The organism is Shewanella sp. GutCb (genome assembly GCF_002836135.1).
Taxonomy (GTDB): Bacteria; Pseudomonadota; Gammaproteobacteria; order Enterobacterales; family Shewanellaceae; genus Shewanella.
The window spans coordinates 132,523-145,227 of sequence record NZ_PJBL01000105.1; the positions used below are offsets into that span (position 1 = coordinate 132,523).

At 43.6% G+C, this 12,705-nt stretch carries 9 protein-coding genes; 5 read left to right on the plus strand and 4 right to left on the minus strand.

The genetic code is table 11. The annotated features are described in order from the left end of the window. Positions 1-289 precede the first annotated feature (289 nt). Complete coding sequence (locus tag CXF86_RS20715; RefSeq protein WP_101090898.1) at positions 290-685, minus strand: GFA family protein; 396 nt, start codon at positions 683-685, stop codon at positions 290-292. Positions 686-1,979: 1,294 nt separating this feature from the next. Between CXF86_RS20715 and CXF86_RS20725 the strand changes: the two genes are divergently transcribed. Further along, on the plus strand, positions 1,980-3,182 hold the full coding sequence (locus CXF86_RS20725; RefSeq protein ID WP_374702347.1) for a dicarboxylate/amino acid:cation symporter: 1,203 nt from the start codon (positions 1,980-1,982) through the stop codon (positions 3,180-3,182). 684 nt (positions 3,183-3,866) lie between these two features. Here CXF86_RS20725 and CXF86_RS20730 read toward each other — a convergent pair. Further along, the gene (locus CXF86_RS20730) at positions 3,867-4,670 is read right to left on the minus strand and encodes an IclR family transcriptional regulator (protein ID WP_101090902.1); all 804 of its coding nucleotides are present in this window, start codon (positions 4,668-4,670) and stop codon (positions 3,867-3,869) included. A gap of 235 nt (positions 4,671-4,905) precedes the next feature. On the opposite strand from CXF86_RS20730, the gene pta reads away from it, so the two are divergent. After that, positions 4,906-5,958 carry a phosphate acetyltransferase gene (gene pta / locus CXF86_RS20735; RefSeq protein WP_102039924.1) on the plus strand — a complete coding sequence of 351 codons (1,053 nt, stop codon included), beginning with the start codon at positions 4,906-4,908 and terminating at the stop codon, positions 5,956-5,958. An 18-nt stretch (positions 5,959-5,976) separates the two neighbouring features. Next, positions 5,977-6,738, plus strand: a complete 762-nt coding sequence (locus CXF86_RS20740; protein ID WP_101090906.1) for a sulfite exporter TauE/SafE family protein — start codon at positions 5,977-5,979, stop codon at positions 6,736-6,738. Between the two features lie 5 nt (positions 6,739-6,743). Here the strand turns inward: CXF86_RS20740 and CXF86_RS20745 are convergent, their stop codons facing one another. Beyond that, positions 6,744-8,504: a cobaltochelatase CobT-related protein gene (locus CXF86_RS20745; RefSeq protein ID WP_102039925.1), complete on the minus strand. Its 1,761-nt coding sequence runs from the start codon at positions 8,502-8,504 to the stop codon at positions 6,744-6,746. A gap of 4 nt (positions 8,505-8,508) precedes the next feature. Next, positions 8,509-9,480 (minus strand): AAA family ATPase, encoded by a 972-nt coding sequence (locus tag CXF86_RS20750; protein WP_101090910.1) that lies wholly within the window; start codon positions 9,478-9,480, stop codon positions 8,509-8,511. A 263-nt stretch (positions 9,481-9,743) separates the two neighbouring features. On the opposite strand from CXF86_RS20750, the gene xsc reads away from it, so the two are divergent. Continuing rightward, the gene (gene xsc, locus CXF86_RS20755; protein WP_180961127.1) at positions 9,744-11,555 is read left to right on the plus strand and encodes a sulfoacetaldehyde acetyltransferase; all 1,812 of its coding nucleotides are present in this window, start codon (positions 9,744-9,746) and stop codon (positions 11,553-11,555) included. Between the two features lie 66 nt (positions 11,556-11,621). Continuing rightward, a complete protein-coding gene (locus CXF86_RS20760) occupies positions 11,622-12,662 on the plus strand; it encodes a YeiH family protein (protein ID WP_101090912.1) in 1,041 nt (346 codons plus the stop codon). The last annotated feature ends 43 nt before the right edge of the window (positions 12,663-12,705 follow it).

Sequence of the window (12,705 nt, forward strand, 5' to 3'; positions counted from 1 at the left end):
TCCTTAATTTTGGGTATATGTTTTTATATCAATGAGCTAATAGGGAATGAGTTTAAAGAAACAACAGAAAACGATGAGTGACGTAAAATAATTATATTTACGCAAAGAGGATTGAAGATTTTTTGTATTTTGAGGAATTGATTACTGAGTATCAGATTAGAGTGAGACAATTATCGCGAGCTTTTAATAATGACCAAAGCCGCGTTGAGTGTTAGCGGTTCAACCTAGCATGATGAATAGCCTTATTATTTAGTCAGCCAAAGACAACATTGACCATTTGGCTAAGCAGTTACTCCGGCCCCTCTTGAAACAATACGACACCTGTAGGCATTACTTCCCAACTTGCTTTAGAGCCAACAAATATATGTTGGCCAATTTCGATATCTGGAGAGCCATTAACGCAGCCTAACGTAACCTGCAATATCTTCCCATTATGTATGGTGCACAGAGTCGAGCCACAGTGCTTACAAAACTGTAAGCCATAGCCATGCTCACCCACAAACGAAGTCAGTAAACTTTCACCAGAAAGCCACTCGAATTGCTCCGGATCTACAAAAGCAGCTGCGGATGCCTGCGCATTAAATGCCTTCCGACATCGAGAGCAATGGCAAGATTTAGCGTCTCGAAGCTTTCCGTTTAGTTGATATCTAATCTCTCCGCAGAAACATTCTCCGGTGATAGGCATAGCTTTCTCCATGGTGCTCTCGATCTGCTGATAAGTTCATCATAGCCACTGACGTAAAGTGTGCCATGCACTATGACGGTCTATATTTGTCGCTGGCGGCATCAATAATTAAGAATGCTGTTATTACTAAAAATGAAATGAGCCTTTGCTGGATCACTTATAAACTGCAGCTAGTTAAAGCCATAGCTATTACTTTTGTGATTTTTATTAGCTAAATACGCGACAGAAAATGAAGTAACGCCTTGTTAAGTCGGGAGTAAACGATTGCCAAATTTGCAGCAACGTAAGAACGGCACATACTGACGAATCCGCCTTAACAGATTGTTAAGTTTGCCTCTTAAGCAGCCACTTTATTGCCGAAAACAACAAGTGAATAACTGTAACGACAAGCGATACATAAACGAATATTGGGACAAACCAACTTATCGCAGTATCGAAAATAAATTGCCAATTCGTCCCTCCGTCATTGTAAAAAATACCGTTTGGGTTCTCTAGCCGTTCCCACAAAACAATTATCAACGTCACAACAGATGATACCGATAAGCCCACTAATAGCCCCAAGAACCAAAAGTGATTTTTTATGTCGGTTAATTTCAAGAGTTCTCATCCAATTGGTTGAAGTGCCAATCTACTAGGCAACTTAACGCCCTATAACAAGCGAATCATGTACTGACGGGCGACTGGCAAATAACCTTGCTGAATCTTAATTCAGAGGCTTGTTTACTTCACACCATGTCAGTCGCTTGTTGGACTGAAAAACAGCGCTATTAATAGTCAATAACATACCTAGCTTTCTACTCGAGATCAACGCTCAGCCCTCACCAACTCACTCGCTGAAAGGTTTTCAGCATCCTCCCTGCGGCTAATCACCGAAGAAGACTGATTTGAGAAAATCAGTGTATTAACGATGGTTGTCCTTCTTTTTACTCCCAAAAAGAAACTGAAACAAAATGTAATCCTGCTTAATTAAGTAAACATCTCAAACTCTTGTTCATTCACTCCGTAAAGAAAAAGCGTTAAACACATGCTTAAATAACGAACGTCAAATACAGATACAAGAATCCGGCCTACAAATTATGAATCCGATTTAGCGATATACTAATTTTTACCTATACTTTTTAAAGATAACTCAATGTGGATCTAATATATTTGTAGAAGGAGGACTTAACCACCTATTTAAGTGCTGTTTCACAGTGCCTGATACACGGGTGTGATAGCTTTACGCCTCTTCAGCAAATGCTTAATAGAACAGTTCAACAACGGAGCGAGTGTGGCAATTTCAGAGAAAAAATTAATGAACAATATAGGTCTTCAGGTCGTTATTGCCATGATAATAGGGGCATTAGTAGGCCTTTACATGGGAGAAGATGCCGCCATATTTGGACCTTTGGGCACCATATTTATTCATCTGGTTAAGATGCTCGTTATCCCCTTAGTCGTGGTATCTATTATCGCCGGCGCCGCCAGCCTAGGTAACAGCCCCTCAGCGGGTAAGATGGGTATTGGCACTTTTGCCTTCTTTATTATCACCTCAGGCATTGCCGTTACACTCGCACTTGTCATGGGCAACATTTTCAAACCTGGTGCCGGAATTGACTTTAGTGCACACGGTCAATCACTCACCCAGATCACCGCAGAGCAAGGCGCACTTCCCAGTGCCATGGATACTCTGATAGGTATGATCCCAACCAATGTCTTTGAATCAATGACTTCCGGGAATATTCTGCAGATCTTGGTCTTCTGTATCTTCTTCGGTATCGCATTGAGTAAAGTGAAAGGCGATGGTGCCAAACCGGTTATTAAGAGCCTCAATACCATAGTCGAAGCCTTTGTTTGGATGATCAATTGCGTGATGATCATTGCCCCTCTCGGCGTATTTGGTCTGATGGCTGAATCTGTGGGCTCATTCGGCTTTCAGGCTCTGGAAGTCGTATTGAAGCTATTCGTGGTTTTCGTGGTCGCGATTCTTATCTATGCCTTCATCTTCTTCCCGTTGATAGTAAAATTCTTCTCCAACGTTCCGGCGATGAAGTTTATCTCTGCGATGAAGAAGCCTCAGGCGATGGCGTTATCTACCGCTTCATCTATGGCAACACTGCCTGTCACCATGGAAACTTGTGAAGAGGAGCTCAATGTCTCAAAGGCAACGGCGGCCTTCGTATTACCACTGGGCGCGACCATCAACATGACGGGTAACGCTATCTATTATGGCTTAGTCGCCATGTTCTTCGCCCAGATGTATAATATTGATCTGACCACCACCGCCTATGCTGCCATTATCTTCACTTCGACACTAGGCGCCATCGGCCAAGCCGGTGTGCCAGGGCCGTCGTTCTTGGTCGTCGCCGTACTACTTGCAGCAGGGATCCCGATTGATGGTCTGCCACTGCTATTTGCGTTGGATCGTATATTTGACATGATCCGTACCTCATTGAACATTACAGGCGACGCTGTTTGTGCTGTCGTGATGGATCGATTTAATCCGCAACACAAGTAGTCTGCAGTACAAAAATGACTGACAAAAAAGCCCTTTTACCGATATGTAAAAGGGCTTTTTATTAGAAGCCAGAACCTATTTTGTAGCATGCCACTAAAATCAGAATATTCAACCGTACAACAGCGGCACAGATGGTCATGCCATCAACGATGGCTGTCCACTTTTCACTCATCTATCGAGCTTAGTCGGGGGCTATTCGTTATGCCATTAACAATGGGTGATGAGAACAAGGGCTTGAGTTATAAGCCGCCAAATCCATTCTGTAAAATAATGGAAAAACTTAGGTTATAGGCTAACTTACATCGATCATCGTGGCCTTATACCCGTTGCATTAAAAGTTTAACCCTTCAGCGGAAATTAAAATCCCTGTAGGCAATATGGGGGATTGAAGCTAATCGTTATTCTATATTAGAAGCCACAACAAAGCTTAAAGGGCTTTGCCATTTGCTTTAAACGTCGACCGCACGACGTGAGCGACTCAGAATGGGGCAAATACTGAGTGCAATTGATATTATTCATTAATGCTTATCAAAATACCGCATTAAAACCCGAGTCGATAACGTTCTCACCGTGGCATCAGCAATGGGCTCAGCGAGCCCATTGCACGCACTAAACATCAATTTACGTTTTTAACAGGGATATCCAAGCTACTTCTAAATCCTAAATTTAAAAGTTATTCGGATATTATGCAGGCCAACTTTCAGCTTCAATAGCAGCTAAGGCTCTAGCTGCGCGCTGTAATGCCGGTAAAAAATGCAGTGCACTTTCTGGCTTTAAACGCATAATCGGTGCCTGAATTGCTAAGCATAAATTAGAGCGTCCAGAGGGGGTTGGTACTAATACCGCTACGCATAATAACCCCGGTAAAAACTCTTCGTTATCGATGGCATAACCTGCATGCCTAACATTATCGAGCTCAGTCTCTAATGCCTCAATATCTGTAATGGTTTTATCGGTATATTGGGTTAACGTTGCATGCGCCAATAATCTTTTTCGCTGAGATGTACTCATCTCCGACAAAAACAACTTACCACTAGCAGAGCAATGAACCGGGACTCTAGAGCCTGATTTCAAATAAAACCTCAGTGGTGCCGCCGTTTCTATTCTATCAAGATAGACAATTTCTCCGCCGGACAACGCGGTAATATTACCACTCTCACCCACATCATCGACAAGCTGGCGTAACACCGTTCGCCTTGCACTATGGGTTGTATTATTCAGTAGCAGTTGCTCTGCCAATCGGCGAAGCCTACCTCCCGTACTGTAATGACGTTCATCACCATCACGCTGAATAATTCCTGCCGCTTCTAGCTGCTGCAACATTCTGTGTAACGTGGGCTTTGGTAAGCCCGTTTCTTCAACTAATCCCTGTAATGAAAAGAACTCATCTCTTTGCGCTATCACTTCCAATAATGAAAATAGACGCAGAGTCGGTGTGTCACCATTAACTTGCACAGCGTGAGGTTGGTCAGTTTGAGAGCCTTTCATATACCTCCATTTTGATTTTTAACCCATGAGAACCATAGATTATAACCATTTTTTTTTGATAATTCATTGACGTTAACCGTGTACACCGCATAGTATCACGAACAAACACCAATAAACGGAACCTTTTGTCTCATTAATCATTATAGACTATTTATTCTAATCATATATAAAAAAACTAGCACCCGATGTAACTGAAGGATGCTCACTCACTCCCAACCAAAAGAAGACAGTGAATATGAAAGTAATAGATCGAATAATCGAGCAAGCCCGTTTATCACCACGCACGATAGTGCTATGCGAAAGTGACGATGAACGTATTGTTCAAGCTGCCTTACGCGCCAGTAAAGAGAAAATTGCTCACATTATCTTAGTCGGTAAAATCAAAACCATTCTGAAGCTTATCAATGATAACGATGCCACTAATACACTTAATGGGATTACTGTTATCGACCCTGAGCACTCTCCTCTTGTCACCGAGTTTAGCCAGGTATTCTTTGAGAAAAGAAAACATAAAGGAATGACATTAGAAGCCGCAGTACTAGCGATTAAAAAGCCACTTTGTTTTGCTAATCTTCTCGTTGATCTCGGCTATGCCCATGGCTCTGTTGCGGGCGCAGTGAATACCACGGCTGATGTGGTCCGCAATGCCATACAAGTAATTGGGGTTAGCCCTGAAGCAAAATTAGTCTCTAGCTTTTTCTTGATGATTATGTGCCAGCCCTTTCATCAACTTAAAGGCGGCATCATCTTTTCTGACTGTGGTCTCGTTATCGACCCCAATGCCGAAGAGCTCGCTGATATAGCCATGGCTGCCGCACGTAATGCCCAAGCTTTACTGGGTGAAGAACCTAAGGTGGCGATGCTCTCTTTCTCTACCAATGGTAGCGCGAAACACTCCGCCGTCGATAAGGTGGTCAACGCATCGAATATCATCAAGGCCGCAATGCCTCACTTAGCCATTGATGCCGATGTTCAACTGGATGCAGCGATTGTAGCGGATATTGCTGAGAAAAAAGGCCCTAATTCTAAGGTGAAAGGCCAATCTAATGTCCTTGTTTTCCCTAATTTAGAGGCCGGGAACATCGGTTATAAATTGGCAGAAAGAATGGCTCAGGCCACTGCTATTGGCCCTTTACTTCAGGGCTTAACCAAACCCGCTAATGATCTCTCACGGGGCTGTAATGCTGGTGATATCTTTTTAGTCATCGCTGTGACGGTAGTTCAAGCTCAAACGATGAATCATTCAGCCCGAGAGCAAAGCAGTCTGCTTACACCAATACCCGCCTGATGTTCTAGGGAGAGCTCCATGACAACGACCTTAGCTTTACTCTTATTGATCATAGTGATTGGTACTTATTTTCAAACCTCTACGGGCTTTGGTCTCGGTATTATTGTCACCGGTACAGCCACTGCACTCGGGCTAGCTGAGCTGAGTTTTATTGCCGCCGTCGTCAGCTTAATCACCTTAGTTAACTGTGCTTTTTCACTACCGGGGAGCCTTAAAGAACTCGATTGGCGTGCCGTCATAGCCGCAGGTATTGCGGTATTTCCAGGGGTGATCATTGGCGTGATTTTGCTGTCTTACTTAAGCGATTTCGCAACCAATATTTTACAACTCCTATTGGGTGTGATGATTATTATTAGTGGAGTCAGCTCAATACTCAGCGCAAAAAATAGCGAAAATCAACTTCGTAGCCATGATGTCACTTTCTTTATTAGTGGTTTCACCTCGGGTTTTACCGGCGGTTTATTTGGTATGGCGGGCCCACCGCTTGTATTTCATTTTTATCGTCAGCCCTTCTCAATGGTTACCATACGTAATATGCTATTGCTGCTTTTTGCTTGCACTTCAGCGACACGTAGCGGCTATCTCGCCTACCAAGGTTTACTCACTTCAGAGATGTTAATCCTATCGGCATTAGCGCTACCTTTAGTGTCTGCGACGACCTTGCTAGCTCGGCGTTATCCTCCCCCGTTAACGCCAAAGACAATGCGTTATATCGTCTTCGTTCTTTTGATGCTACTGGGCAGTTACCTGCTCATATCAGGGGTATTAAAACTACTTTAACCTCATCACCTTTTTGTTGAAGTGATGAGGTCTACTAACGTATTAAACAAAGAGACATCCAGCTCTTGCCCAAGATCAATTGCCAGATTGCGTGGATAATAGGAACTTAAGTCAATTCCTACGCCGACTCCGATAATTTCAACTCCTAGACGTTGTTGAGCAAAGACCACATCTTTAAGGTGATTGTCGAGATAAAGGGGATCATTTGTCTGGTGTGTCGCGGTATCCATAGGGCTACCATCTGAGATAACAATTAATATCTTACGCTGTGTTTCTTGATTTAGTAGCCGCTGAGAGGCCCATTCTACCGCTTCACCATCAATACCCTCTTTATACAGATCGAGTTTAAGCATCGAGGCTAGCCCAAGCCTGCCACTTCTCCAACTCTGTTTAGCCTGCTTAAAGACCAAATGTGATACCGAGTTCAAGCGACCAGGATGCGGCGGACAAGCTTGTCTACGCCATTGCTTTAACGCCGGTCCACCATTCCACGCCCCCGTGGTAAAACCCAACACTTCGGTTTCAACTTTGGCCACATCCAATGCCCGCACCAGAATATCCAGTAGGGTCGCTACTTTATTTGCATGGGTTTTCATCGAGCCTGAGCAGTCGACTAGAAAGCTCACCTGACTATGGATAATGGGTTTTAGGTGAGCTTGATAAAAAAGGGCTGTCTCACTCGGCGAACACACAATTAACGGCAGTCGGTCGCCATCGATATAACCTTCATCCTTGGCTGATTGCCAGCCATCGAGTTCGAGTTGGCTCAGTTTCAGAACGATTTGACGTGCGAGTCGGTTGATATTAATCGTTTGTTGTAAAACCAGTTTATCTAAATGGGTTCGATATTCTCGTAACAGCTCAGCACGCACTAACTTGGCGGGAAAAACCACTTTATCAAATTGCGTCGTAAACACATGATAGACCGACTTTACCTTTGAGCGGCCCTTATTGTTATCAATTATACCCGTGGCAATCCCTTCCCCCTCATGGCTAACAACATCGAGTAATATGGCAAAACCTTTAAGCACTTTTTCAGTATTTGTAGCGCCTTCATTAGCCGCTAAAATACGTTGCTCTGTTTCAATCATAGTTTCAATAATATGGGCAATTTCCAGCGCGTAATCCGCATACTTTTGTTGATCCTGCTGGCATCGACGTAAACCGGATAACGGCGTACCAATGGCGCCCGATAACGCCGCTCGAGTATGCTCGATTAAACTTTCGGTTTCAGCTGACACGGCTTGTGCCATCAATCTTGCTCGGCACATTTGAGCTAAGGTATAAAGCAAGATCCCAACGGTGGTATCGGTTAAACCTGAGTCATGAAATGTACGCGACCAATGCCTAAACAACTGATCAATATTAAGCGCCATTCCTGGCCATTGCGGGGGTAATAGGCTCTCGACTCTCGCTTGTTCCAACATTTCAAACACTAACCCCGCGATTTGAGTCTCAGGTTTTAGGCTTTGGTGAAGTACTGTGTCTGAATAAATAAGTCGTAAAGACAAAGCATCTATTCGTCCTTTAATATCAGGTTCATTAAGTGGGAATTCTTGCCAATAATGCTGTAAATGCGGCGCGTAAAATGGCATCACGCAGGTATCCAGATACAGTTTTACATTACGATATACGCAGTGCTGTGACAGGCCAGTATGGGCAGAAAACGGGCTATTAAAAGTGTTAAGTAAAGAAGTTGCTAACCTGTCTGCACTGCTATCTTTTTTTTGCAGATTTTGTACCGAGTCATCATCGACCAACATCATATTGTTACTCCGTTAAGATAAATTCTTGTCCGAAGCAGCGCTGAAAATATTCAGCCACTAATTCTTTCTCTTGTGCTTCACATTTATTCAAAAATGACAGCTTAAAAGCCAAGTTGATATCATCAAATATTTGGGTGTTCTCGGCCCAAGTAATCACAGTGCGAGGTGACATTAAGGTCGAGATTTCTCCCGCCATAAAGCCTTGCCTTGTCAAGTTTGCCAATGACACCATAGAGTCGACCAAATTTTTATATTCCTTTTTAAAATTAGTGACTTGATCTAACACCATACTGACCTCCTCTGCTTGAGGTAAATAGTTGAGTGCCGCCAATATATTCCAGCGATCTATTTGTGCATGGTTCAATACCTGAACACCACGATAGAGGCCTGAGTAATCTCCTTGGCCGATCGTATTGGCTGTGGCAAAGAGTCGAAAATCAGCATGGGGTGAGATAACTCTATTCTTATCAAGTAAGGTGAGTTTCCCATCTCGCTCCAAAATACGTTGGATCACAAACATCACATCAGGACGCCCGGCATCGTATTCATCAAAAATAAGTGCGATAGGACGCTGAATAGACCAAGGTAAAATACCCTCTTGAAATTCAGTCACCTGTTTACCGTCTTTAATCACAATGGTGTCCTTACCCACTAAATCTAAGCGACTGATATTTCCGTCTAAATTAACCCGTACACAGGGCCAATTTAATCGAGCTGCCACTTGCTCTATATGGGTAGATTTACCGGTGCCATGCATCCCTTGCAACATCACACGACGGTTATGTTCAAAGCCAGCCAAAATAGCAAGTGTCACCTCTTTGTTAAAGTGATACCCCGCATCGATTTCTGGAACATACGCATTAGGTTCACGATAACCCGTGACGATTAAATCCGAATCAATGTTAAATACATCACGGACACACACTTCAACCTTAGCTGAAAGTGCAATGGGTTCATTAACGCGCTCATCAGTCATATTAAATCCACTTAAGTTTTTGTAAATAAAAGGCTATAGCCCATTTTATTAAAACAAATAGTCTTACAAATCCGTTCAAATCATCCTTTTGTTTGCATAAAACTAACACGCGAACACAGAAATCAGAACAAAAAGTACCACTTTTTACAATTAGTGTTTGACAGGATGATTTGTAGTCAATAATGTAAGGACAGATCAGATATTGGAATGATATATTCCATAAACGATACTTACCTAAGCATTCATTCAAGGAATTACTCATTATGAGCACAAAAAATGACCGCGCTGTTGTCGAAGGTCCAACTAAGATGACACCATCAGAGGCTTTCGTTGAAACGATGGTCGCTAATGATGTGACAAATATATTCGGTATCATGGGATCTGCATTTATGGATGCCATGGATATATTTTCTCCAGCAGGCATTCGCCTTATCCCTGTGGTTCACGAGCAAGGTGCTGGCCATATGGCCGATGGTTTCTCTCGAGTGACTGGGACTCATGGTGTTGTTATCGGTCAAAATGGCCCAGGTATTAGTAACTGTGTTACCGCTATTGCAGCTGCATATTGGGCTCATAGCCCGGTAGTCATTATCACCCCTGAAACGGGCACGATGACTCAGGGTTTAGGTGGGTTCCAAGAATGTAATCAGCTCCCTATGTTCCAAGAGTTTACTAAATACCAAGGGCACGTTACGCACCCTAACCGTATGGCTGAATATACCGGTCGCTGTTTTGACCGTGCATTAAGCGAAATGGGCCCGACTCAACTTAATATCCCCCGTGATTACTTTTATGGTGAGAGTGTTTATGAAATTCCTAAGCCTTCACGTCTTGACCGTGGTCCAGGCGGTGAGTCTAGCTTAAATGAAGCTGCTGACTTACTGGCTAAAGCTAAATTCCCAGTGATTATCTCTGGTGGCGGCGTAGTGATGGGCGATGCGATTGAAGAGTGTAAAGCACTTGCAGAACGCCTAGGCGCGCCAGTCGTTAACAGCTACCTGCACAACGACTCTTTCCCAGCAAGTCACGAACTTTGGTGTGGCCCACTCGGTTACCAAGGTTCAAAAGCTGCGATGAAATTAATGGCGCAAGCCGATGTTGTTATCGCGCTAGGTTCACGCTTAGGCCCATTCGGTACACTTCCTCAACACGGTATGGATTACTGGCCAAAAGACGCAAAAATTATCCAGATAGACGCTGATAATAAGATGCTTGGTCTGGTTAAAAAAATCTCTGTCGGTATTTGTGGTGATGCAAAAGCAGCTGCTATAGCTCTGACTAAACGTCTTGCTGGACGTACGCTAAATTGTGATGCGACGGTTGCCGAACGTAAAGACAAAATCTCAGCCGAAAAAGCGGCTTGGGAAAAAGAACTTGATGAATGGACCCATGAAACGGATGCATTCAGCCTCGATATGATCAAAGAAAATGCAGAAGAAACACCGTTTTCTGGCGGTGAATACCTGCATCCACGTCAAGTCCTACGCGAGCTTGAAAAGGCAATGCCAGAAGATGTCATGGTGTCTACCGACATCGGTAATATCAACTCAATTGCTAACAGTTATTTGCGCTTTGAAAAGCCAAGAAGCTTTTTTGCAGCCATGAGTTTTGGTAACTGTGGTTATGCTTTCCCGACAATTATCGGTGCCAAAGTTGCCGCACCAGAACGTCCAGCAGTCTCTTATGCTGGTGATGGTGCTTGGGGAATGAGCTTGATGGAAACCATGACATGTGTACGTCATGAAATTCCAGTAACAGCCGTTGTTTTCCACAACCGTCAATGGGGTGCAGAGAAGAAAAATCAGGTTGATTTTTATGACCGTCGCTTCGTTGCAGGTGAGTTAGACAACCAAAGTTTTGCCGAAATAGCACGCGCTATGGGCGCCGAAGGTATCACGGTTGATCGCTTAGAAGATGTTGGCCCAGCCCTTAAGAAAGCCATTGATATGCAGATGAATGAAGGCAAGACCACCATCATCGAGATCATGTGTACCCGAGAGCTAGGTGATCCTTTCCGCCGTGATGCCCTTTCGACCCCTGTACGTCATCTAGAAAAGTACAAAGATTACGTTTAACGGTTACTGAAGTAAGCCTGGCTCGCCTTTGAGTCAGGTCCTTTTTTTCACAAAGGTCACTCATTCATGAGCACAAAACAACTGACAACGCCGCTAAGTACTTTTGGCAACGTGCAAAAGATATTACCGGGATTTATGTTATGTGGCGTTATCGCTGCAGCAGCATCGTTTATCTCTGAGCACTACGGCGGACCTAAATTTTTGTATGCATTGCTACTGGGGATCTCATTCCATTTTCTGGTCGATAACCCAAGATGCATTTTAGGCATTGAAGTCTGCGCTAAAAAGCTAGTACGTGTGGGTGTGGCCTTGCTCGGTGTGCGTATTGCCGTGAGTGACATTAGTGATTTAGGCGCTTTTGGTGTGGTTGCACTTGCAGCTGGAGTCGCACTCACCATCGGTTTTAGCTTGTTTTTAGCTCGAATATTAAAGCTACCTTATATGCTAGGTCTCCTCGCTGGAGGAGCCACTGGTATTTGTGGTATCTCAGCGGCAATGGCTATTTCATCGACCTTGCCGCAAAACGAAGAAAATGAACGATACACGTTATTGACGGCTATCGGTATTGCGACCTTTTCAACCGTCGCCATGATCACCTACCCACTTATTGTCAGTTCGCTCGGTTTAACCACGAGTGAAGCAGGTTTATTTTTAGGAGGCTCAATACATGACGTGGCTCAGGTTGTTGGCGCCGGATATATGCTGTCGCCAGAAGTCGGTGATGCCGCCACCTTAGCCAAAATGTTCAGAGTCGCCATGTTAATGCCTGTCATCATGATATTGGTTGTTGTGCTGAGATCTGAGCGAGAAAAATATGATGGAAAAGAGGGCAAGCGTCAGCCATTAGTTCCACTATTTCTAGTGGTATTCATCGCGCTAATTGCATTCAACCAATTTGGTTTTATTTCAAAAGAAGTTAGCACGCTGTTTTCAACTATTTCCAGTTGGTGCTTAGTTATATCGATTGCAGCTCTTGGCGTAAAAACGTCATTTGAAAAACTGGTCGGATTAGGTTGGAAGCCCATTGTCCTACTAATGAGTAACACGATATTTATCGCGCTTTACATGCTCATTATCGTCTATTTAAGCCAGATTATTTCTAGTTAGTAAAAATAAAAACTGAATGTAGTAAAAAAGTATGACAAATATC